Source organism: Promicromonospora sp. AC04, from assembly GCF_003058225.1.
In the GTDB taxonomy this organism is placed as follows: Bacteria; Actinomycetota; Actinomycetes; order Actinomycetales; family Cellulomonadaceae; genus Promicromonospora.
The window spans coordinates 511,040-535,171 of record NZ_QBUG01000001.1 but is presented as its reverse complement, the minus strand read 5'-3'; the positions used below and the strand labels follow the sequence as shown (position 1 = coordinate 535,171).

Here is a 24,132-nt window from a genome sequence, read left to right as displayed (position 1 = left end):
TGGGCACCTCACCCGAAAGAGGTGAGGCCCGCGGCCGGGTCAGGGTCTGAGGGACCATCCGGTGAGGGTCCCGGTGTCGCCGGCCGCGGTGTCCTGGACGCGCAGGTTCCAGGTGCCGTCCACGGGTTCGGCGGCCAGGTCGACGACGAACGTCTGGTGCACGTCGTCGGCGGCGCCGCCGGTCTTGTCGAGGAGCGGGTAGGTGGTGCCGTCGGGCGCGATCAGGCGCACGACGAGGTCGCCGCGGTAGGTGTGGGTGATGTCGACCTGGACCTGCGCCGACGCCGAGGCGTTGCGGGGGCAGCTCGACAGCGTGATCGGGCTGTTGATCGTGGCGTTGTCCGGGATCGGGAGGTCGGCGGTGTTCTCGCCGTCGCACACCGGCGGCGGGCTGCTCGGCGGGTCGAGGTGGAGGGTCCACGAGTCGATGTACCCGGTGTCGCCGGTCTGGGTGTCGCGCACGCGCAGCCGCCAGGGGCCGTTGGCGGTCTCGTCCGAGAGGTCGACCGGGTAGGTGGTGTCGATGTTGTCGGCCCCGCCGCCGGTGCCGCCGTGGAGCCGGTAGCTCGCGCCGCCCGGGGCGATCAGGTCGACGTAGAGGTCGCCGACGTAGGTGTGGGCTATCGCGACGTCGACCTGGGCGGCAGCGCTGGGGATCGCGGCGCAGCCGGTGACGGACACGACCGACTCGACGGTTCCGTTGTCCCTGATGGGTACGTCGCTGCCGTTGGTCTGGGTGCAGCCCGGCGGGCCCGCCACGGTGAGGCGGTAGGTGGCGGCGTGCCACGTGGCACCGCGCGCGCGGACCTGGACCGAGTAGGTCCCCGGTGGAGCCGACGGCGCGGCGGTCAGGGTGAGCGTGGACACGTGGCCCGAGGTGATCGCGGCCGGCTCGAACGACGCCGTCACGCCGGACGGAAGGCCACGCGCGGTGAGGGCGACCTGCTGCGGGTCGCCGAGCGTCGTGCTGGTCGAGACTGTGGTCGTGGCCGACGATCCCGCCTGGACGATCCCCTCGGCGGGGTCGAGCGAGACCGCGAAGTCCCGCGTCGGCGGCGGCACGTTCCCCGTGTACAGCAGCAGGTTCGGCGAGCCGGCGCCGGCTCCGGAGACGACGCCGGGGGTGGCGGCGTCGAGCACGGCGGCCGAGACCTGGGCCGGGGTGCGGGCGGGATCCGCGGCGAGGTACAGGGCGGCGGCGCCGGTCACGTGGGGTGCGGCCATCGAGGTGCCGTTGATCGTGTTGGTGGCGGTGTCGGTGTCGTACCAGGCCGAGGTGATCGACGAGCCGGGCGCGAACAGGTCGAGGCAGGCGCCGATGTTCGAGTAGGTGGCCTTGGCGTCGGCGCTGGTGGTGGCGCCGACGGTGAGCGCGGCGGGCGTGGACGCGGGGGAGCGGGTGCAGGCGTCGGCGCTGGTCTCGTTGCCGGCCGCCACCGCGTAGGTGATCCCGTCGGCGATCGAGGCGGACACCGCATCGTTCACGGCCTGGGAGAAGCCGCCCCCGAGCGACACGTTGGCCACTGCCGGCTCGCCCGGCTGATGGTGGGCAGTTACCCAGTCGAGGCCCGCGATCACGTCCTCGGACGTGCCGTCGCCCGCGCAGTCCAGCACCCGGACCCCGACCAGGGCGACGTCCTTGGCGATGCCGTGGTCCTCCCCGCCGATCGTGCCGGCGACGTGGGTGCCGTGGCCGTTGCAGTCGGCGGCGTCGGCGTCGTCGTCCACGACGTCGGTCCCGGAGACCGCGCGGTCCTCGAAGTCCTGGTGGCTGACCCGGATCCCGGTGTCGACGACGTAGGCGGTGACCCCGGCGCCGGTGTTCGGGTAGCCGTAGGAGGAGTCCAGGGGCAGCGCGCGCTGGTCGGACCGGTCCAGGCCCCAGCTCGGGGTCGGCGACTGGGTGTCCGCGACGCGCATCCGCTGGTTGGCCTCGACGTAGGCGACCGAAGGATCCTGGCTGAGCCGGCGGGCGTCGGCGGGCGACATGGTCACGCTGAAGCCCAGGAGAGTGTGCTCGAACGTGCTCCGGAGCGTGCCGGAGAACTCCTTCGCCAGCCCTCTGGCCTCGGCGTTGAGGCTCGACCGGGCGGCGGCGGCGTCGAGCACGACTATGTACTCGCCTGGGATCGCACCTGGGCTCCGCTCACCGAGGATCGTCCCGGTTGGTGCGGCCTGCGCTGTCTGCGCGGGCACGGCCTGCGCGGGCGCGGCGCCCGGGTCCGCGAGCGCGGGCAGTGCGACGGACGCCAAGCAGACGACGGCGGTGGCGAGCCGCGACACCCGCCGCGACACCCGCCCCCAGGGATGGACCTGCTGTTCGACCGGCCGACTCATGGTTGCCTCCCAGATCGCGAAGTTGCCTCCCGGATCGCGGATCACCGTAGGTCGCCGGACCCCGGCTCGGGACGGTGCCGGCGCGCCTCGCGCGGGTGATTCGGCCGTCGTCGAAATGAGAGCGATCTGTTAGCCCTCCCGCCGATGCTCGCCTGTGTGGGTCCGGCTGAGGGGCCGGGCGACGACGAAGGGTTGGGCGATGCGTTCACGTACGGGCTCCGGGTCGAGCATGAGGGCTGCCGGTCGGTCGACGCCGATGTCACGCGCCCTGTCGCGCCGCGCGCTCGCGGCAGCGGTCTCGCTGGTCGTTGCCGTGCCGCTGGGCGCCGGCGCGCTCATCACCCCTGCTCAGGCCGAGGACCTGGGCGCCGGCGCGGCCGCGGAGACGGCTGCGGGGACGACGTCGGAGGCGCTGCCCGAGGTGTCCGCCGCGCCGTCCGCCCCCGATCTGACCGCGCCGACGCGCGAGGAGCGCGCGCAGCAGAAGGCGTCCGCCGCCGCGCAGGCCACCGGGCGGCGGGTCGAGGCGCCCGAGCTGCGGACCGAGGTGCAGACCGTCTTCGCGGAGCCCGACGGGCAGATGGTCGTGGAGATCAACTCGTCCCCGATCCGTACCAAGGCCGAGGACGGGACGTGGCAGAAGATCGACGCGGACGGGGGCGTCGGGATCCTTCGGGACCACACGGCGGACAAGTACGGCTGGGCGACGGTGCTCTCGGGACTGCCCGACTTCAAGGGGTGGAACACGAGCGGCGAGCCGCCGCTCGCGCAGGTCGGCAGGTGCTGGTCCGGGTGGGGCGCGTGCGGCATGCGGAACATCGGCGTCGCCTGGACGTACTGGCGGTTCGACACGAGCTTCCTGGCCGGCAAGGAGGTGGTCGACGCGGACCTGAACGCAGTGGTGGAGTACAGCCCCGACTGCAACGCGACCGCTCGGTACCACCACGTGCACAAGGCGACGTCGGACCCGGGGTCCGAGACGACGTGGGGCAACAAGCCCGGCTGGGAGCCCTCCTACGTCGACATGCTGGCGCCCAAGGTGAACGCGGACTACGGGTGCGGCGGGGCCAAGACGGCGGCGGCCGACGTCACGTCGCGGGTGAACCGCGGTGGGTACACCTCGTTCCTGGTGTCCCCGGCGAACGACGACGACAACATCGAGCACTCGCCGTGGTGGCGCAAGTACAACAACAACGCGAAGCTGATCGCCCGCTTCAACACGGTGCCGAGCGCCCCGACGGGGATGACCACCGACCCGCCGCTGCGGACGCCCTGCACCTGGTGCGCCGGGGTGCCGTACCTCAGCGACTCGAGCGTGAGCCTCAAGGCGACGCTGAGCGACCCGGACGGCGACGCGCTGCAGAGCGTCTGGCGGTACACGAGCAACGGGCAGACCACCGACTACGTCAGCCCGAACGCCGCCCAGTCGGGGGCCGTGCACTCGCGGCCGGTCACGACCGCCGAGAACGCCGTCAACACCGTGACCTGGCAGGTGAACGGCCGCGACTGGAACAACAACGGGCCGGTCGGGGTGGGGCCGAGGTTCGTGGTCGACCGCAAGGCGCCCACCGCTCCGGTGGTCGACGACTACCTGTACACCGACGAGAACCGGTGGCACGGCGGGGAGGGCGTCGAGGGCCGGTTCGACTTCAAGGCGTGCACCCCCGCGCTCCTGGCGGCGGGGCGCTGCTCGAACATCACCGGCGACGACGACGTCGACCACTACCTGTGGGGCTGGACCGACCCCCCGGCCAACAAGATCGACGCCGACGCGCTCGGCGGTGACGCCACGGTCTGGACGACGCCGCCCGGCGACGGCCCGCGGTCGTTCTTCGTGCAGGCTGTCGACCGCGCGGGGAACAAGAGCGCGACGGTGAGCCGGCACCTGCGGGTGCGGCCCGGCAACGGCGCCTACGCGGACTGGTCGCTGGACGGCACGGGCAAGGACCGCGCCTACCTGGGCGACCGCGACATGGTCCTGCACGACGGCGCCACGTACGACGACGGCGCGATCAACCAGGGTCTGTTGCTCGACGGGAGCAAGGGGCACGCCAGCGCACCGAACGCCGTCCGGACGGACGCGAGCTTCTCCGTGTCGGCCTGGGTCCGGCTCGACGACACGACCGGCGCACGCGCCGCGGTGAGCCAGGACGGCACCAGGTTCCCGGGCTTCGTGCTGTGGCAACGGCCGGACGAGGACGGCGACGCGGAGCAGGAGGGCGGCCGCTGGGCGTTCGGCATGGCGTGCTCGGACGCGGAGTACAAGGGCACGTCCATCGCCGACTCGACCGAACCGTCCGAGGCCGGCGTGCCGACCCACCTCACCGGGACCTACGACGCGCGCACGCGGAAGCTGACGCTCTACGTCGACGGCGAGAAGGCCGGCGAGGTGACCCGCGGCGCCGCGTGCCCGGACTGGGACGCGAACGGCGACGTCCAGATCGGCCGGACGATGTGGGACGGCGCCGCGGCGGCGGACCACTGGAAGGGCCTGGTGGACGAGGTCAAGCTCTACGAGCGCGTGCTGACGCCCGCCGAGGTCAAGGCGGCGGTGGCCGGCGCGAACGTGCAGGTGGCCCAGTGGAAGTTCGAGGACAAGCCCGGGAGCAGCACCACGCTGAACAGCGTTCCTGGCGGCCAGGCGGGTGTGCTGCACCAGGACGCGTACTTCTGCGGCGACTGCGACGCGGACGGGGCCGAGGACCCGAGCGTCGCCGAGGGCGCCGTCGGCCAGGCGGTGCACGTCGGCGGGGCCGACGGGGAGGTGGTCTCGTCCGACGGGCCGGTCGTGACCACCAACCGGAGCTACTCGGTGGGCGGCCACGTCCGGCTGGACCCGGCGGCGGTCGCGGACCTGGCGGTCGGCGACCGGGTGGTCGCCCTGTCGCAGGACGGCACCAACCGCAGCGGGTTCACCGTGTCGTACGTGAAGACCAGTGCGACGGCGGGGCAGTGGGAGTTCGCCACCTATGGCGAGGACGCGCAGGACGCGGCGGCCGACGCCGTGATCCGCGCGGACGCGGCGGAGCCCACTGCGTGGACGCACCTGTTCGCCGTGCACGACGGCGCGAACCGGGCGATCAGGCTGTACGTGAACGGGAGCCTGGCGGGGACGCCGAAGGACCGGCCGCACACGGAGTTCGCGGCGAGCGGCTCGTTCGTGATGGGCCGGGGGCTGAACGGGACGCCGTCGTCGCGGTGGAACGGCGCCGTCGACGAGGTCCGGGCGTTCACCAGGGCCCTGAGCGCCGACGAGGTCCAGGCGATAGTGGTGCGCGACGACGTCGCCGTCGGGCGCTGGCAGCTCGACGGGGACGCGACCAACGCGACCGGGCATGCCCTGGACGGGACGGCGCACTGCGACGGCACCACTGCCGCGGCCGACTGCTGGTGGGGTCCCGGGCAGACCGATCTGCCCGAGGACGGCGACGACCGGGCGCTGACCGGCGACGGGAACGACTGGGTCTCGGCGCCACACGCGGTGGACACGACCAAGAGCTTCGCGGTGACGGCGTGGGCACGCATCGACGACCTGAACGGCACCTCGACCATCGTGTCCCAGGACGGGCGGACCACCAGCGCGTTCCAGCTCGTCAAGCTGTCCAGCGGGAAGTGGGGGTTCCAGCGGCCGCCCACCGACGGCGCCGGTACGCCCTACCTGGTGGAGGGGCCGCTCGCGCAGGACAACGTGTGGACGCACCTGGCGGGCGTGTACGACGCGGCGGCCAGGACCATCACCCTCTACGTCAACGGGGAGGCCACCGGCACCGCCGCGGCCCCGGTGGCGTGGGATCACCCGGCGGGCGAGCTGCAGATCGGCGCGGCCCTAGGCTCGGGCAACCGGCAGAACCGGGTGCTCGGGTCGGTCGACGACGTCACCGCGTACGGCAGGGTGCTTTTCCCGGACGAGGTCCGCGACCTGGCCGGACGGGACCTGAGCCTGCGGCACAACTGGCGACTGGACGAGGGCCAGGGCACCAGCGCGGCGGACGCCGTGGGCGGCAGCGCGGCCGTCGCCCCGAGCACGGCGCAGGTCGGCTGGACCGACGGCGTGGTCGGGAACGCGCTCGAGCTGGACGGCGAGGACGACTACCTCTCGGCCTCCGACCTCGACCTTCGTACGGACGGGTCGTTCACCGTCTCCGCCGTCGTCCAGCTCGACCGTTCCGCGGCCTGCACGCCGGACGAGGGAGAGGAGGACGAGGACGCACCCGACCCGGGCGAGTGCGTCCGCACGGCGGTGAGCCTGGACGGCGTGTCGGGCGGTGACAGCCGCGTGCGGCTCGGCTACGACGGCGGACCCACCGCCGTGCATACCACCGGTGACTGGGTCTTCGAGATGTCCAACCAGGACGGGACTACTGTCGCCTCGGTCGGGCTGTTCCGGTGCGACCCGAACAACCCGGACCCCGACGCCCCGTGCGACTTCGACCGGCCGGTGCACCTGACGGGCATCTTCCATGCCCCGACGGGCCGGATCTGGCTCGTCGTCGACGCGGTGCGCATGAGCGAGGGGTTCGGGGTCGAGGCGTGGCAGTCACCCGGCGACCTCCAGATCGGCCGCGGCCGCGACGGGTCGGGCAACCCCGCGGAGTACTTCCCGGGTGTGGTCGACGACGTGCGGGCCTACACCGGCGCGTTCAACGACACGCGGGTCAAGGAGCTGCACGCGTTCTACGCCTCGGGCGGACTCCTGGACCCGGTGCCGACGGAGCCCCCGGAGCCGACCCACCAGTGGAAGCTCGACGAGGCGGACGGCACCGCGGTGGCGGTCGACGCCGTCGGGGAGCTGGACGCGACCATGCACGACGCCGCCGCCACCGACGTCATCGGCGGCAGGCACGGCCGGGCGCGCACCTTCGACGGCGTGGACGGCTACGCGACCGCCGAGGGGCCCGTGCCCGCCGCCGGGGAGGAGTACGCGGCGTCGGCCTGGGTCTATCCGCTGTCGGCGAGCGACAGCACCGGATGGGAGGCCGTCGTGAGCGCCGGGCACAACTTCGTGATCGCGCGGGCCGGCAACCGGTGGGGCGGCGTCATCGCGTCGCGGGGCGCCGACGGCGCGACCGTCACCAAGGCCGTCTACTCCGACGAGACCGTGCGGGTCGGTCACTGGACGCATCTCGCGCTGGTCTACGTCCCGAACCTGGGCCAGCTGCGCCTGTACGTGAACGGCCGCATGTCCGAGCTCGTGCCCGGCGTCGACTCCGTCGCGGCGTCCGGCGACTTCCGGATCGGAGCCCATCAGGGCGACGCGAGCCATGGGTTCACCCTGCCCTTCAAGGGCCACATCGACGACGTCCGCACCTTCGACGAGGTCCTGCCCGATCCCAAGGTGGCCGCCGTCTACAACGACGTCTGGGACCCGTCGCTCGGAAGGTGGACGTTCGACGACGACACGGTGACCGACACCTCCTGGCGCGCCAACCCGACCACCACCAACGGCGCCGTCGGGTTCGTCGACGGCCGGTTCGGCCGCGCGCTCTCCCTGAACGCCACCAGCCCCGGGTTCGCGCAGGCCACCTACCCCGGCGCGACGACGTACGGGAGCATCACGGTCGCCGCGCGCGTGCGGGTCACCGACAGCGCGGGCGTGCAGACGGTCGCGTCGCAGGACGGGGCCAGGATGAGCGACTTCACGCTGCAGTACGACGGCGACATCGGGCGCTGGTCGTTCGGCGGCTGGACCACCGACTCCGACGACGCCGTCTTCGCGCGGGCCTACTCGGGGCCGCCGGCGGCGATCGGCAAGTGGACGCACCTGGTGGGGGTGTACGACCACCCGGCCAGACAGCTGCGGCTGTACATGGACGGCGCCCTGGTCGGCATCCAGGACGGCGTGACCCTCTCCGCGGCGCAACGCCGCATGGCGATCGGCCGCGGCCAGCTGCGCGCGGCCAACACGGAGTTCTTCACGGGCGACATCGACCAGGTCGACACCTGGATGGGCGCCCTGTCCGCACAGGAGATCGCGGACCTCGCTGCACAGACCGAAGGAGACGAGTCATGACCTGGCACACCGGCCGCGAACAGCGGACCTCCCGTCGGCGATGGACCGCGACGATCCCGGTGGCGGCGCTGGTCGCCTCGCTCCTGGTGGTGACCCAGACGCCGCAGGAGGCGTTCGCGGACACACCGGGCGGCCTGGGCGGCATGCCCTCGGTACCGGTCGTAGCGGCGGACGCCATGGAAGCCCCGGCGTCCGACGACTCGACCGCCGATGCGCTGAGCGGGGCACAGGACCCCGGCAGCGAGGTGTCGGACGGCGGCGGGCGGCCGACGGCGACGCCCCTGTCGCCGTCCGCCACCTGGGACGTGTCGAAGCAGACCGGCGACTTCACGTGGTCCTACCCGCTGCGCGTCCCGCCCGTCCCCGGCGGCCTCGAGCCGAGCCTGGCGCTGGGCTACGCGTCGTCGGCCGTGGACGGCCGCACGAGCGCGACGAACAACCAGCCGTCCTGGGTGGGCGACGGCTGGGGCCTGGGGGAGAGCTTCGTCGAGCGCACGTACGGCGGGTGCATGCAGGACAAGGAGGGCAGCCGCGGGCCCAAGAACGGGTTCGACAACGTCGGCGACCTGTGCTGGCGCGGCGACAACGCCACCTCGGTGTTCGACGGCGGTGGCGGGCTGATGATTCGCGCCGGCGGCGACAGCTGGAAGCTAAAGAGCGACGACTACACCCGGGTGCAGCAGATCGGGACGCCGGACGCAGGCCAGCAGGACGGCGAGGGGTGGAAGATCACCGCCACCGACGGCACCCAGTACTTCTTCGGGTCGCGGCCGACGTCGAACTCCGTGTGGAAGGTCCGGGTGTACGGCGACGACAGCGGTGAGCCGTGCTACGACGCGGCGTCGTTCAAGGCGTCGCGGTGCGACCAGGCCTGGCGGTGGAACCTGGACAAGGTGGTGGACCGCAACGGGAACACGATGCTCTACGACTACACCAAGGAGACCAACCGATACGGCGACTTCAACGACGGCGACAAGGCGGTCACCTACGACCGTGGCGGGTGGCTGAACCAGATCCAGTACGGGCTGCACGCGACTGCGTCGAGCACCCCCGCCGCGACGGTGGAGTTCGGCACTGCCAACCGGTGCATCCCGGGTATCCCGGCGGCGGAGTGCAGCACCAGCAAGCACCAGAACTGGCCGGACACCCCGCTGGACCAGCTCTGCGAGGGCGCTACCTGCGCGGAGAAGTGGTCGCCCACGTTCTGGACCGGGCAGCGCCTGGACACGGTGACGACGAAGGTCCGCAAGGGCGGTGAGCTGGTTGCCGTCGACCGGTGGAAGCTCGAGCAGTCCTACCCCAGCCCGGGTGACGGCAGCGCGGGAGCCGCGCTCTGGCTCAAGTCGATCGAGCACACGGGCCTGATCGGCGGCGGTTCGGGCGCCACGCTGCCCAAGGTCACCTTCGAGGGCGCGCAGATGGCCAACCGGGTGGTGACCGACAACCAGACGCCGATCAACCGATACCGGATCACGAGCGTCGTCTCCGAGGCGGGCGGCGTCATCAGCGTCACCTATGCCCCCGCCAACTGCCTGGACGACGCCGGCCACGTCCCCGCGAACGCGCACACCAACGAGCGCCGGTGCTACCCGGCGACCTGGGCCGACGAGACGCACGCGGAGCAGACCGCCTGGTTCAACAAGTACGTGGTCTCCGGGCTGGTGATCGGCGACCTGATCAGCTCCAGCATCGAGCAGCAGATCCAGTACAGGTACGACGGCGCCGCGTGGCACTACGACACCAGCGAGTTCACGCCGCCGGACAAGAAGGACTGGAACGAGTTCCGCGGCTTCTCCCACGTCACCACGATCATGGGCGACTCGGGGGACGAGGCCGGGCCGCAGACGCGCACCGACACGTACTACTACCGGGGCATGGACCAGGACCGGCTGAACAAGGAGGGCGGCCGGCGCTCGGTCGTGTTCGACGACTCCGAGGGCGACCCCCACACCGACCACGACTGGTTGGTCGGGTTCGAGCGCGAGTCGGTCACCCGCAACGGCATCGAGGACGGCTCGCCGGTCGTGACCAAGTCGCTCACGGACCCGGTCTGGCGCGGGCCTACCGCCGAACGCGGCGAGCTCAAGGCGTACTTCGTCGGCACGGGCACGGAGCGCACGTTCACGCCGAAGGACTCCGGTGGAGAGGTCGAGACCAGGAAGGTCACCACCTACGGGCCGCATGGGCAGCCGGCAACGGTCGACGACCAGGGAGACCCGTCGACGGCGAGCGACGACCTGTGCACCACCACTGCTTACGGCGTCAACGAGAGCGCCTGGCTCGTGTCGTTCCCCGTGCGCGTCCAGACGGTCGCGGTGGGCTGCGGCACGACGCCGTCGTACCCCGAGCACGCCGTCTCGGACCTGCGCACCAGGTACGACGGGCAGGGTGACGGGGTAGCGCCGTCGAGCGGCAACCCCACCCTGGTGGAGAAGGCGGTCCGGTACGAGGCCGGCAGCCCGGTCTACGAGACCCAGTCGACGTCGTCGTACGACGTGCACGGGCGCGTGACGCAGACGGCGGACGCCCTGAACCGGGCGACCACCACCGCCTACACGCCCGTGACCGGCGGGCCGACGACGGCCACGGTGGTGACCAACGCCAAGGGTCATGCCACCACTACGAGCCTGGAGGTCAGCGACGGGCAGCCGGTCAAGGTGACCGACCCGAACGGTCTGGTGGCCGAGAACGCCTACGACGCTCTCGGGCGGCTGATCAAGGTGTGGGGCACCGACCGCCTCCGGACCAAGTACCCGAACGCGCCGTCGGCGACCTTCGACTACGCGATCAGCCGTGACGCGCCGACCGTGGTGACCGCACGACGTCTCGGCCCGAACTCCAACGACGCGCGACCCCAGTACATCGAGGCGCGCACCATCTACGACGGCAACTATCGCGTGCGGCAGGAGCAGGCCCCGGCGGCGGGCGGCGGGCGGCTGCTGACGGACCACCGGTACGACACTCAGGGCCGCCAGTACATCGTCACCAACCCGTTCTTCAACGACGAGCCGGTCGACTCGCGCCTGTGGCGTGCGGCCGACTCGGAGTCGCTGGGGCAGAACGTCACCAAGTACGACGCGGCCAGCCGGCCGGTCGAGGCGGCGTTCCAGGCCAACACCGAGACCGAGTGGAAGACCCTTACCCGGTATGGCGGCGACCGGACGTACGTCACGCCGCCCGAGGGCGGGACGCCCACCATGACCGTCACGGACGCGCGCGGCAGGGTCACGTCGCTGCACCAGTTCGAGGGCGACACGCCCACGGGTGACGCCGACATCACCCGGTACGAGTACACCCCCGTCGGGAAGCTGGAGACGGTGACCGACGAGGCCGGGAGCGAGTGGGGCTACGAGTACAACCTGGCAGGGCAGAAGGTGCGCAGCGACGACCCGTCAGCGGGCGTGACGGAGTCTGTGTTCGACGCGGCCGGCCAGCTCGTGCGGACCACCGACTCCCGCGGCCAGGTGCTCGACTACGAGTACGACGTGCTGGGCCGCAAGACGTACGTGCGCGACGGCAGCGATGCCGACGCGGTCCTGGCGAGGTGGACCTACGACAGCACGCGCCTGGTGCGGCCCGACGGCACGGCAACCGTCGCGAAGGGCAGGCCGACGTCGGCGATCCGGCCGGACTCCGAGGGCAACACCATCACCTCGAAGGTCAACTCCTACACCACGACCTATCAGACCAAGCAGACCCTGCTGACCATCCCGCAGTCCGAGGGCCTCCTCGGTGCCGGCAACGGCGGCCCCCGGACGTACGCCACCGAGTACACCTACAACCCGGACGGCAGCCTGAAGAGCGAGATCCTGCCCGCGATCGGTGACCTGGGGCAGGAGGAGATCTTCCACACCTACGACGACGCCGGCCGCCCTTCGATGACCTATGGCGGGGCCGACGGCGCCGGGGGGACCACCTACTACGCCTCCTGCTCCACGTACACGCGCCTGGGCGAGATGCAGCGCGTCCAGCTCGGCGGCGTGCCCAACTTCGACGACCAGCAGAACGACTGCGCCACCGAGTTCGACGAGTCCGAGCGGCGTGCCTGGATCACCACGTACTACGACGAGTACACCCGTCGCGTGGACCGCACGGTGGTCGACGGCGAGGTGCCTCGCCCCGAGCAGGCGGACCTGGCCTACGAGTACGACGACGCGGGCAACGTGCTCTCGATCACCGACACCCCGGGTGAGCTGGCGACCGACCGGCAGTGCTTCGAGTACGACCACTTGCGTCGGCTGACGGAGGCCTGGACCCCGGGTACGTCCTGCGACGACGAAGCCAGCGTGACTGACCTTTCGGGGCCGGCGGCGTACTGGCAGTCGTTCACGTACGACGCGTCCGGCAACCGCCTCACGAAGGTGGACCACGCCCTCAAGGGGGATGTCACCGAGCGGTACGAGTACCCGGAGGCGGGGGCCGAGCAGAGGAACGTGGTCGAGTCGGCCGAGACGATGTCGGCCGACGGGACCCAGATCTCGCTGGACGAGTACGCCTACGACGACGCCGGCAACACCATCCAGCGCGGTGACCAGCGGCTCGAGTGGGACCAGCTCGGCAAGGTCAAGTCCGTCACCGAGGGCGGCCAGGTCACCTCGTTCGTCTACGGGGCCGACGGCGACCGCCTGATCCGGCACGCGCCCGACGTCTCCACGCTGTACCTGCCGGGCCAGGAGCTGCGGGCGGACGAGGCAACGGGCGAGCTTACGGCGACGCGCTACTACACCCACGCCGGCCAGCCCGTCGCCGTGCGTACCGACAGCACCCTGACCTGGACCGCGAGCGACCATCACGGGACGGCGCAGGTCGCCATCAACGCGGTGACGATGGCGACGTCCGTGCGGCGGATGGACCCGTTCGGGATGCCGCGTGGTGAGCAGCCGGCCGAGTGGCCGAGCGAGAAGGGGTTCGTCGGAGGAACTCTCGATGCCGACATCGGGCTGACTCATCTCGGTGCCCGGGAGTACGACAACGAGCTCGGCCGTTTCATCTCGGTTGATCCGGTCATCGATCACAATGACATGCAGCAGATGAACGGATACGCGTACTCGAACAACAATCCGACGTCCGCGTCCGATTCCGATGGGCTGTTCTTCGGCTGGTTCGCGGCGATTCAGAAGATCATCAAGACGGTTAAGTCTGCCTTCAAGCCGAAGTCGTCCTGGAAGCCGCCGCTGGGCGGTCCGGGATTCGAGGGGAAGAATGGCCCTAAGAAGACGAAGGCTCCTAAGGTAGTGCGAGGGATCGAGCCAGAGCGTGTTGTGGGCAACGACTGCGGCCTTTTCACGTACATGTTCTTTGAGTCCAGTTGCTACTCGGTGCAGCCGGCTCGGCCGTACACAGATATCTCTCAGGGTGATCCGCGACTGGCATACGAGCAGGTCGGCGTAGGAGTCGTCATGTGGGACGAGCAGCAGAACACCTGGACTTTTGAGGAAAGCTCGAGTCGGTCCACCACTGTGGCCGTGACGGCTTCGGGTAAATTGCTCGGAAGCAACTTTGAGACTTCGGTATCTGCGACTCAGGAGCTCTCCTGGTCCAGCGGCAAGAATATTCCTAGTGAACCGTGCCCTGGAGAATGTTCCGGTCGGCAGCGATATGTCCCCGCTGTCGAGTACAGCGTGCAGACATATAAGCGCTACTACGAGAACGGAGAGGTTGTGACGTACGACGTTCGAGTGCCTCACAGCCTGATCTTCGTTCACGAGTCCACGTACAACAAGAGCCCTCTCAACGGGGGGAGATAGGTTCTGCTCACTACAGCAGCGTGCTCCGAAGCGCTGCCGTCAGTACCGATAGCCGAGCCGGTCCAGCCACCTCGCCACGCAGAGGTTGCTGGGCCGGCTCTGCCGGTTCACCACATCGTTCAGATCTGAGCCAGGCTGTCGTTGACGGCGACGGATCAGAGGGGCCAGGTGCAAAGTCCGTTTCAATCAAGCAGTTGTGCATGTTCCAGCGCCGTTGAGCATGCGCAACTGCTTGCTCGAAGCGGACCAACCCGGGCTGCTGGCCGAGCGCCGAGCGGGTGATTCCCACCGATGATGTTCGGGCCTGCGCGAATTAGGTGACCCTTGGTCAGCCACAGGGTCACACTTCCTGAAGGTCTCCTGAGCCGGAGACGGAAGGAGCGTGAGCCGGATGGACTTCGGAGTGCTGGGGGAGCTGGGCGTCGTCGCCGACACCGGTCCGATCACCATCGGCTCCCCCAAGTCGCGGACGGCGCTCGCGCTGCTCGTCCTCAGGCGCGGCGCCGTCGTGCAGGGAACCGAGATCGCTGATGCCCTCTGGGGCCGCACGGCGCCGTCGAACGCCCGGAAGTCGACGCACGTGGTGATGAACAGGCTGCGCAAGGCGCTCGGGCCGCTGGGCGACGTCGTCCGCACGCGCGCGGACGGCTACCTGCTCGACGTGCCCCACGACAGCACCGACGTCGGCCGGTTCACGAGCTGGCTGGACACGGCGGCGAACGCCCGGGACAAGGGGAGCGGCGATGAGCTCGCCGCGCTCGACCGTGCCCTCGACCAGTGGCGCGGCGACCCCCTCTCCGACGTGCCGAGCGACCTCCTGGATACCGAACGGACCCGCCTGACCGAACAGCGCCTGACGGCGATCGAGCGGCAGCACGACCTGCTGATCACGGCGGGCAGGCCCGCGGACATCGCCCTGCTCCAGGACCTGTGCGAGCGCTATCCCTTCCGGGAGGGCATCTGGTTCCAGCTCATCCGGGGCCTGAGCGAGTCCGGCCGCCGGTCGGAGGCGCTGAACGCCTTCGACCGGCTGCGAGTCCACCTCGCCGCCGAGCTGGGGGTGGAGCCCGGCGCGCGTCTGCGGGAGCTGCACTCGCTGGTCCTCGACGCCGAGGACCCGATGGGCGGCGCGGTGCGCCTGGGGGTGCTGCGGGCTCCGCCCGTCGTGCCCCGTCAGGTTCCGCACGTGGCCGGGTTCGTGGGGCGCGACGAGGAGCAGGAACGACTGGACGCCCTGGTGCCCGGGAGCGCCAGGACCGGCACGTCGGACACCGCGGTCGTCGTCATCTCGGGCCAGCCCGGCGTCGGCAAGACGGCGCTCACCGCGTGGTGGGCCCGCCGGACGGCGGACCGGTTCGCCGACGGTCAGCTCTGGCTCGACCTGCGGGGGAGCCGCCCGGGCGCGGTCATGTCGGCCGACGAGGCGCTGCAGCATCTCCTGGTCTCGCTCGGGGAGCAGCCGTCGGAGACGCCGGGCACGGCCGAGGAACGGGCCGCTCGCTACCAGACGCTGACCGATGGGCGCCGCCTGCTCGTCGTCCTGGACGACGCCGCGAACAGCGAGCAGGTGCGCCCGCTGCTGCCGGGTTCCCCGGGGTCGATGGTCCTGGTGACCAGCCGTTACCGCCTGGACGGCCTGGTGGCCCGCGAGGCGGCGACGGGCATCGGGCTCGACGTCCTGCCCGCCACCGACGCACGCCGGCTCCTGATGCGCCGCCTCGGGACCGCGCCGTCGGGCGACGAGGCGACGTTGCTGGACGAGATCGCCGGCCACTGCGGGCGGCTTCCGCTGGCTCTGGCCATCGTCGCGGCTCGGGCGGCCCGACGGCGCCAGGTCGACCTCGGCTCCGTGGTGACCGAGCTCCGGTCCGGCCGCCCCGGGCTGGACCAGTTCACCGTGGGGGAGGACACGTCCAACCTGCGCACCGTGTACTCCTGGTCGTACGAGTCCCTGTCGGTACCCGCGGCCCGGCTCTTCCGCCTGCTCGGGGTGCATCCGACGTCGGACCTGTCGATCGAGGCGGCCGCGAGCCTCGCGGGGCTGCCGATCGAGCACGCGAGCCGGCGAGTGTCGGAGCTGGAGTCCGCGCACCTGGTCGCGGTCCTGGACGGCGGCCGGATCGAGCTGCACGATCTGCTGCACGCCTACGCCGGGGAGCTCAACGCGGGTCTGGACAACAGGCAGGCGGTCCGCCGGCTGCTCGACCACTACGCCCGCACGGCGCGCACGAGCGTGGAGCGGCTGGGCGTGCGGCCCGCGACGCTGGCCGGAGCGTCCGACGGACCGCGCGACGTCCGGGGCGTCACCGTCCCGCCGATCGGCTCCGGCCCCGAGGCCCAACGCTGGTTCGCCGCGGAGCACGCCAACCTCGTCGCCGTCGTGCGGCAGGCTGGAGACCTGCGGCACGACGCCGAGTGCGTCCGGATCGGCGTGCTCGCCACGGAGCTCCAGGAGTGGAACGGGCAGTGGGGCGAAGTGACCCGCACCCAGGCCGTCGTCCTCGCGGCTGCCCTGCGGGGCGGGATGCGCGACGTCGCCGCACGAGCCGAGTTCCACCTGGGCAAGGCCGCCTACCGCCAGGGCGACCGCCGACGGGCCTACGCCCACTTCCTGCGTGCGGAGGTGCGGAACCGCGAGCTCGGGCACTCCGCGGGCAGCGCCGAGGTGCACCTCGGTCTCGGCGCCGTGGCCGAGTCCCAGGAGCGGTGGGACGAGGCGCTCGAGCACGACCGTCAGGCGCTCGAGCACGTCAGGACCATGGGCGACCGCATGGGCGAGACGCGCGCCCTGAACGCCATCGGCTGGGACCTCGCGCACCTCGGGGAGCTCGACACGGCGGTGGTCTGGTGCGAGGAGGCGCTCCGGCTGGCCGAGCGGATCGACGACCAGCGTGCCGCGGCGGCGTCCTGGGACAGCCTCGGCTACTGCAGGGCGCAGGCGGGTGATCGCAGAGGAGCGTTGCGCGCATACCAGCGCGCGGTGGGGATCAGGAACGGGATCGGCTACCGGAACGGGATCGCCAAGGGGTACCGGGCGATGGGCGACCTCCACGCGGAGCTCGGCGACAAGAACGCCGCCGAGCGCGCGTGGCGGGCATCCCTGCAGCTCCTCGACCGATCCGCGCCGCTCGCGGCCGACGCCGAGCGGGAGCGGCTGGTGCAGGTCTACGGGGTCACCGGCCTGTGAGGCGACCGGCGGCGCGGGGCCTCAGGCAGGGGTCTCGGCGGTCCGGTCCCAGTCGCGTGGCGTGAGGTCGGGACGGCGGTGCTCGTAGTCGCTCGCCAGGAGCGGGGACGAGATGATCATGTCCGCCGTGGCCACGTTGCAGGCCATCGGGACGTTCCAGACGGCGCCGATCCGCAGCAGCGCCTTGACGTCCGGGTCGTGCGGCTGGGCCTCCAGCGGGTCCCAGAAGAAGATCAGCATGTCGAGGGTGCCCTCGGCGATCCGGGCGCCGATCTGCTGGTCCCCGCCGACCGGGCCGGAGAGGAACCGGTGCACGGGCAGGCCGAGCTCGTACTCGAGCATCGTCCCGGTGGTGCCGGTCGCGTAGAGCTCGTGCTCGGCCAGCGTGTCCCGGTTGTACTCGGCCCAGCGCAGCAGCTCGACCTTCATGTTGTCGTGCGCGACCAGCGCGATGTGACGTGGCTTGACGGCCGGGTTCATGGGACAACCTCCGTTGCTGCGGGACCGGTACCCTGCCTGCCCCGTCACAAGCGTCCCCTCGAGTATCGGACGGCGCGGGTGCGATGTCACCGCCAGGCGCGTCACCCGGCCAGGCCCGCCTGGTAGGCGAAGACGACCAGCTGGGCCCGGTCCCGGGCCCCGAGCTTCATCATCGAGCGGTTCGCGTGCGTCTTGACCGTGAAGGGCGACAGGAAGAGCCGGGCCGCGATCTCGTCGTTGGTCAGGCCGGAAGCTATCGCGGCGACGATCTCTCGCTCACGGGGAGTGAGCGCGTCGAACCGTGCCACCATCGCCGGATCCACCGGTGCGGGTGGCGGCTCCTTCGCGACGTGCCCGATGAGCGCGGCGGCGGCAGCGGCGGACAGGGCGCCCCCGCCGGCCACGACCTCCCGGATGCCGGCCGCCAGCTCCTGCGGGCCGACGCCCTTGTTGAGGAAGCCGTTCGCGCCCGCCCGGAGTGCGGCGAGCACGTTCTCGTCCTGGTCGAAGGTGGTCAGCACCACTATCGGCAGGTCGGCGGCGGCGACCTGGCTCCTGATCCGCCGGGTCGCCTCGACCCCGTCGATGCCGGGCATGCGGATGTCCATCAGGACGACGTCGACCTCCAGACCGTCGAGCATCGACAGCACGGCCAGACCGTCCGGGGCCTCGGCCACCACCTCGAGGTCCGGGAAGCTGCCCAGGACCGCCTTGAGCCCGACCCGGATCATCTCCTGGTCGTCGACGACGAGAACACGAGTCATGCGACCGCACCCCCGCTCAGCCGCATCGTCGCGGTGATCCGGAAGCTCACGGTCTGTGCGTCCACGGTCAGCTTGCCGCCCACCGACTGCACACGCTCGCGCATGCCGACCAGGCCATACCCTCGCCCGGGCGAGCTCGCCCCTGCCTCGGCGACGCGGTTGGACACCTGGACGGTCAGGATCGGCCCGTCGATCGCCAGCTCGACGGTGGCAGGGCCGGCGCCGTGGCGCTGCGCGTTGGTCAGGGCCTCCTGCACGACCCGGAACGCGGCGGCGCTGACCGCGGGGTCCACGCCGGGCGGGACCGGGGCGAGGGTCGTCCGCACGTCGAGTCCGACGGCGCGGAACGAGTCGACGAGCTCGGGGACGCGGCCGATCCCCGGCGGGGGTTTGAGACTCTCCTCGTCCGGAGCCACCCGCAGCACGTCGAGGATGCGCTGGGTCTCCAGGAGGATGGACTGCACGCCCTGGCGCGCCGACGTCAGCGCCGTCCGGCTCCCGTCGGCGTCGTCCGGGAGGGCTACCTCGGCCATGCCCAGCTGCATGCTCAGCACCGCCACCTCGCTCCCGATCACGTCGTGCAGGTCTCTCGCGATGCGCATTCGCTCCTCCGCGACGCTCTGGCTCACCTCGATGTCCCGGGTCGCGATGGCGTCGATCGCCCGCTGCTCCATCGCCTCGAGGTAGCGCACCTGCCCCCGGGTCGCGCTCCCGGTCCCGGCGGCGGCCAGGGCGAGCGACCCGGCCACGAGCGCCTCCGGGTCCCCGAGGCCACCGCCGAACATGGCGACGGCGAGATAGTTCGCACCCGCCACTACCGGGGCCGCGATCCGTGCCGACAGACCCCGCAGCGTCAGATACAGCAGCGCGAACACCGTGATGGTCCAGGTCAGCAGCGGGGCCACCTGGAGGACGGTGGCCACTAGAGGCGAGGCGGCGATCACGAGCAGACCCGGAGTCGGCCTCCGCCGTCCGACAGCCACGCCGATCACCGCGACGAGCGGCCCCACCGCTACGGCGAGGGAGTAGCCCTGGACCAGAAGGACCACGACGCCGCACGCGGCGGCCACCCCGATCAGGATCAGCAGGGCCTGCTCCAACACGCCCACACGCCGAAACCACAACGGGCGGCGGGACGGGACGGTCGGTGTGGAAGTCACGCCCCATTGTCTCGGAGCCGGCTGCTTTCCACGTACTGCATCCGCAGTACAAGGACGAGTCCATCCGGACGATTCGGGGGAGCGGCAGACCTTGCGATCTTGGTGCCAGGACGAGCTGAGCCGGCCCGCCCGACCCGATACCAAGTCCCGAGGAGACACCATGTCCGAGACCACCGGAGCAGTTCCCCACACCACCCATCGCGAGCGGGCCGTCGTCGTCGGCTCAGGGTTCGGCGGCGGGGTGACCGCGCTTCGTCTCTGCGAGGCGGGGATCCCGACCCTGCTCATCGAGCGCGGCATGCGGTGGGAGACCGGCCCGAACGCGACCACCTTCGCCCGGTTCTCGAACATGGACAACCGGTCCGCCTGGCTGACCGACCACAGCGTCATCCGCAACATCGACAGGACCTGGGCGCCCTACGCCGGCGTGCTCGAGGAGGTCAAGGGCGACGGCATGACCGTCACCTGCGGCGCCGCGCTCGGCGGTGGCTCGGTCATGTACCACGGGATGACGCTGCAGCCGTCGCGTGCGGACTTCGCGGCCTCGATGCCGCTCGCCGCCCACCTCTACGACGAGCTCGACGAGTGGGCCTACCCCACCGTCGCACGCATGCTCGGCGTCTCCACCGTGCCCGACGACGTCCTCGCCTCCGACCCCTACGCCTCGTCGCGGGCCTTCCTCGACGCCGCACCCGACGCGGGCCTCGATCCGTTCCACGTGCCGCTGCCCGTCGACTGGGAGTACGTGCGCGGCGAGCTCGACGGCCGCTACGAACCGACCTACACCACCAGCGACCTCGCCTTCGGCGTCAACAACGGCGGCAAGAAGTCGATCGACGTCACGTACCTGAGCGCCGCGGAGGCGACAGGCAACCTCCGCATCGAGACCCTGCACGTCGTTCGCGACCTCGCCCGCAACGACGAGGGGCTCTGGGAGCTCTACATCGACCGGATCGACACCGACGGCACGGTCCTGGAGCACAAGACCATCGTCGCGGACGCGGTCTTCCTGAACGCCGGGTCGACCGGGACCACGAGGCTCCTGGTCAAGGCGAAGGCCAAGGGTCTCGTCCCCGACCTGCCCGACGCCGTCGGCACCCAGTGGGGCAACAACGGCGACCGCATCTACGCCTGGATCGGGATGGACGCCGACATCGGAACCGTGCAGGGCGGACCCGCCTGCGCCGGTGGCCGCGACACCAGCAGCCCCATCCCGTTCGCGGTCATCCACGCCGGATCCCCCGAGCAGCCGCCGGGGATGAAGATGATGACCGTCGTCGGGTTCGGGATCGTCGACGCCGCCGGCACCTGGACCTACGACGAGGCCGACGACGACGCCCACCTGACCTGGCCCGCCAGCGGCGACGCGGACCTGCAGGCGGTGATCGGCGACTACATGAACCGGATCGCCGAGGTGGGCGGAGGCAGGATGATCGACACCGACGCGAAGGCGCCGGGCACCTGGCACGCGCTCGGCGGCGTCCCGATGGGAGACGCCGTCGATCTCTACGGGCGGGTCCACGGAAACCCTGGGCTCTACGTGCTCGACGGCGCCCGCATCCCCGGCTCGACCGGTGCGTGCAACCCGTCGATGACTATCGCGGCGCTGGCGGAGCACAGCATGGCGGAGATCATCCGCACCGACCTGAGCACGTGGTCCGACTCGCGCGGTCCGTCTCGCTACCCCCGCGGAATCACCGTCGCGGACATCAAGGCTTGGCGAGCGGAGTGGTCGGAGCCCAGGCGGCAGGCCCGCGCCGCCGCGCGGGAGTTCGTCAGGTCCCGACTGGGCTGAGTCGCGGCCGGTGGGTTGAGGATCCTGGCTGGGACTCGACACACCCGTCCGTCAACGGTCCAGAAACGCCCGGCGTTCGGCTGCATCAATCGGATACACTCGGCAACGTCCATCCGGGAGGCCCCCGGCAAGACCTCGGAGACCTGGGGTTTCGCGGACCGACGGGCTGTGGCGCAGCTTGGTAGCGCATCTGCTTTGGGAGCAGAGGGTCGCTGGTTCGAATCCAGTCAGCCCGACGTTGTGATGTCGCAGGACATCGGAATGGCCTGAACCTACGGATCGTAGGTTCAGGCCATTCGTCATTTGCGGGCTGGTCCGGGTGAAATGGTTTCTCATGGCGGAAATCCGGAGGTGTGAAACCCTATGAAAAAATGCTCCGGGCGAACGACGATGAGGGGTTCGCAGCAACAACCCCATGAGTGACAATCCCCAGTGTTGCTACTGCTGTTGTCTGGAGCGATATCGTTGTCTGCCTCGGACCCGACCGGCGCCTCTCCCGGCCTCCGCAGCCCGGATCGGGTGCTGCGGCTGATCGAGCACCTCAGCCGCAGTCCCCAGGGGCTCACCGCCAAGCAGCTCGCCCGTCGCACGGGCATTCCGGTGAAGACGGTCTACCACCATCTGAAGACGATCATCGACCGCCGGTGGGCCTGGCGCGGCGAGGACGGCCGCCACTACTTCCTCCCGGACGTCCTTGGCCCCGTCACCGACGTGACCGTACGTCTCGACCAGGTCCAGCCGGTTCTCGAACGGCTGGCGGCCAACACCGGATGCGGGGTATTCCTGACCTCGCTCCGCGATGAGCGGCTGACCGTGGTCGCCTACAGCGAGATCGCCGGGGCCCCGCGCCTGGACGACTTCGCAGAGGGTCTGCCCGAGGCGGCCCATGCCACCGCCGGGGGGCAGGCGCTGCTTGCCGCGATGCCCTCCAGTCACCGCCACCGCTACCTGAAGGCGTCCGGGCTGCGGCCCTTCACCGGGCAGACCGTCCGCAGCGAGGACGAGCTCGACGACGAGCTCCGTCTCGCCGCTGAGACAGGGGTCTACACCGAGTACGGCCAGTGTCGCAGCGACGTCACATGCTCCGCGGTGATCGTGCGGGCCGGACCGCGCACGTCCGACAACCTCGCGCTGGCCATCGCGATGCGCATCGACCTGCCCAAGGACACGCGGCGCGGCGTCGACCGGCTCCTGCTGCTGGCCGTGGCCGACCTGGTACCGATTCTGGGACCTGCGCTCACGCCCGAGGAAATGTCGCGCACCTGGGATTGAGCGCCATGAAGAGGCTCCTTATCATGGCGGAAACGGTGTCGCCACCGGAATTTATAGGATTTATAAATGCCGCGTCCGTGCTCTGCCGCTGCAATTAACGGCCACAAGATCAGCGCGCAGCGTATAGGCGAGCGCACACTTCACCAATAACATTTCAAATATGCTGGCTCGCCCTGCAACCCGGCACGGCCTGTAACCAGGCGTACTGCGGGAGGCGGCCGGCGACAGCGGGGCCAATGCCCCCGCTTCCGAATCGGAAGCCCCATCCCGGCGGCCCCGGCCTGCCCATGAACGGAAGGTCTCAAAGTGTATGTGACGCGCGCCAGAAAACAGTTCGAGGAAGTATCTCTCGGCCTCGACGTCGGGGGCATCGGGTCCTCGTCCCAGCCTGCTGGAAAGAGCTCCTCGATGAGGAGCATCTCCGAGCTCACGGAACTTCTCAAGGACTCACCCGTCGTCGCGGTGTGCGAGAGCAACAGCATGCGCAACGTCGGTGACCACTGGTCCGCGGTGGGCCGGACGGTCGAGTGGGTCCAGCGTTTCGGCGAGACGATCAGCCTGTACGAGGCGGCCTCCCTTCAGGACCTGGGCAAGTACTCGCCCCTCCAGGGAAAGCTCGTCGTCGTCGGCGGGAGCGGCCTGGTCGGGCCCGGAAGGTTCGAGTCCTGTGTGGAGTCGATCTTCAGCCAGCGGCCGGCAGCGGTGGCGCTGTGGGGCATCGGCCACAACTTCCAGGAGGGCGTCCATCTCGATCCGACGACGGGGTGGCGCAGGCGCGTGCTGAAGGACGGCGTCACCAGGCTCTGGCCGGAGTGGCTCGCCAAGGCCGATGTGGTGGGTGTCCGTGACTGGGACGCGGGCATGCCGTGGGTGCCGTGCGCCAGCTGCATGCTGCCGGCGTTCGAGGTGCTGCGCGAGCGTGAACCCGAGCACGAGTTCGTTGTCCTCAACCACTACGAACGGGGCATAGACACGACCGAGGCGCTTGCCTCGGGAGTCGAGTTCGAGCACATCACGAACAACACCGAGGACATCTTCGAGACGCTGACGCGGCTCTCGTCGGCGAAGGTCGTGGTGTCGAACTCCTACCACGCCCTCTACTGGGCGATGATGCTCGGCCGCGGTGCGGTTGCGGTCGCGCCGAACTCCACCCGGTTCCACGGGTTCCGGTGGCCGATCTCGTACGCCGGCCAGGCCGACTGGCTCAGCGCGGTCGAGGACGCACAGCCGGCTCCCATGGCGCTCGAGCAGGCACGGGAAGCGAACGTCGAGTTCTCGCAGAGGGTGCTCCAGAAAGCACGCAGTCTTGGCCTCATCGACCCGCGGGAGGAGATCGATCCGGCCGCTGGGGTTCGGATCGAAGCGCTGACGGCTCTCTGA

10 protein-coding genes and 1 tRNA gene are annotated in these 24,132 nt (G+C 70.7%); 7 read left to right on the top strand and 4 right to left on the bottom strand.

The window, feature by feature from the left end; translation table 11 throughout:
* Positions 1-39: 39 nt before the first annotated feature.
* Entirely contained in the window at positions 40-2,337 is a 2,298-nt protein-coding gene (locus C8K30_RS31650) for a proprotein convertase P-domain-containing protein (RefSeq protein ID WP_158280910.1), read from the bottom strand.
* Between the two features lie 256 nt (positions 2,338-2,593).
* On the opposite strand from C8K30_RS31650, the gene C8K30_RS02240 reads away from it, so the two are divergent.
* The 3 genes from C8K30_RS02240 to C8K30_RS02230 all read left to right on the top strand — a co-directional run bounded on the left by C8K30_RS02240 (position 2,594) and on the right by C8K30_RS02230 (position 17,281).
* Entirely contained in the window at positions 2,594-8,347 is a 5,754-nt protein-coding gene (locus tag C8K30_RS02240) for a LamG domain-containing protein (protein WP_108491240.1), read from the top strand.
* A complete protein-coding gene (locus tag C8K30_RS02235; RefSeq protein ID WP_108491239.1) occupies positions 8,344-14,094 on the top strand; it encodes an RHS repeat-associated core domain-containing protein in 5,751 nt (1,916 codons plus the stop codon). Before C8K30_RS02240 ends, C8K30_RS02235 begins: the two co-directional genes overlap by 4 nt.
* Positions 14,095-14,485: 391 nt before the next feature.
* Positions 14,486-17,281 carry a BTAD domain-containing putative transcriptional regulator gene (locus C8K30_RS02230; RefSeq protein ID WP_108491238.1) on the top strand — a complete coding sequence of 932 codons (2,796 nt, stop codon included), beginning with the start codon at positions 14,486-14,488 and terminating at the stop codon, positions 17,279-17,281.
* Positions 17,282-17,302: 21 nt separating this feature from the next.
* On the opposite strand, the gene C8K30_RS02225 is transcribed toward C8K30_RS02230, so the two are convergent.
* The 3 genes from C8K30_RS02225 to C8K30_RS02215 all read right to left on the bottom strand — a co-directional run bounded on the left by C8K30_RS02225 (position 17,303) and on the right by C8K30_RS02215 (position 19,685).
* Positions 17,303-17,761, bottom strand: a complete 459-nt coding sequence (locus C8K30_RS02225; protein WP_108491237.1) for a methylglyoxal synthase — start codon at positions 17,759-17,761, stop codon at positions 17,303-17,305.
* Between the two features lie 101 nt (positions 17,762-17,862).
* Positions 17,863-18,525: a response regulator transcription factor gene (locus tag C8K30_RS02220; protein WP_108491236.1), complete on the bottom strand. Its 663-nt coding sequence runs from the start codon at positions 18,523-18,525 to the stop codon at positions 17,863-17,865.
* Positions 18,522-19,685, bottom strand: a complete 1,164-nt coding sequence (locus tag C8K30_RS02215) for a sensor histidine kinase (protein ID WP_158280909.1) — start codon at positions 19,683-19,685, stop codon at positions 18,522-18,524. The genes C8K30_RS02220 and C8K30_RS02215 overlap by 4 nt, the downstream gene beginning before the upstream one ends.
* Positions 19,686-19,845: 160 nt before the next feature.
* Here C8K30_RS02215 and C8K30_RS02210 point away from each other — a divergent pair, with 160 nt between their 5' ends.
* From C8K30_RS02210 to C8K30_RS02195, 4 genes are all read left to right on the top strand, one after another.
* Positions 19,846-21,480, top strand: coding sequence for a GMC oxidoreductase (locus tag C8K30_RS02210; protein WP_108491235.1), 1,635 nt, complete (start codon positions 19,846-19,848; stop codon positions 21,478-21,480).
* A 162-nt stretch (positions 21,481-21,642) separates the two neighbouring features.
* A tRNA-Pro gene (locus C8K30_RS02205) sits at positions 21,643-21,716 on the top strand.
* A gap of 283 nt (positions 21,717-21,999) precedes the next feature.
* Positions 22,000-22,752, top strand: a complete 753-nt coding sequence (locus C8K30_RS02200; RefSeq protein WP_158280908.1) for an IclR family transcriptional regulator — start codon at positions 22,000-22,002, stop codon at positions 22,750-22,752.
* Between the two features lie 408 nt (positions 22,753-23,160).
* Positions 23,161-24,132, top strand: coding sequence for a hypothetical protein (locus C8K30_RS02195; RefSeq protein WP_108491233.1), 972 nt, complete (start codon positions 23,161-23,163; stop codon positions 24,130-24,132).

Bases quoted from the DNA above. Each gene is read 5' to 3' on its own strand.
- C8K30_RS31650 (WP_158280910.1), bottom strand. From the start codon at position 2,337: ATGAGTCGGCCGGTCGAACAGCAGGTCCATCCCTGGGGGCGGGTGTCG.
- C8K30_RS02240 (WP_108491240.1), top strand. From the start codon at position 2,594: ATGTCACGCGCCCTGTCGCGCCGCGCGCTCGCGGCAGCGGTCTCGCTG.
- C8K30_RS02235 (WP_108491239.1), top strand. From the start codon at position 8,344: ATGACCTGGCACACCGGCCGCGAACAGCGGACCTCCCGTCGGCGATGG.
- C8K30_RS02230 (WP_108491238.1), top strand. From the start codon at position 14,486: ATGGACTTCGGAGTGCTGGGGGAGCTGGGCGTCGTCGCCGACACCGGT.
- C8K30_RS02225 (WP_108491237.1), bottom strand. From the start codon at position 17,761: ATGAACCCGGCCGTCAAGCCACGTCACATCGCGCTGGTCGCGCACGAC.
- C8K30_RS02220 (WP_108491236.1), bottom strand. From the start codon at position 18,525: ATGACTCGTGTTCTCGTCGTCGACGACCAGGAGATGATCCGGGTCGGG.
- C8K30_RS02210 (WP_108491235.1), top strand. From the start codon at position 19,846: ATGTCCGAGACCACCGGAGCAGTTCCCCACACCACCCATCGCGAGCGG.
- C8K30_RS02195 (WP_108491233.1), top strand. From the start codon at position 23,161: ATGAGGAGCATCTCCGAGCTCACGGAACTTCTCAAGGACTCACCCGTC.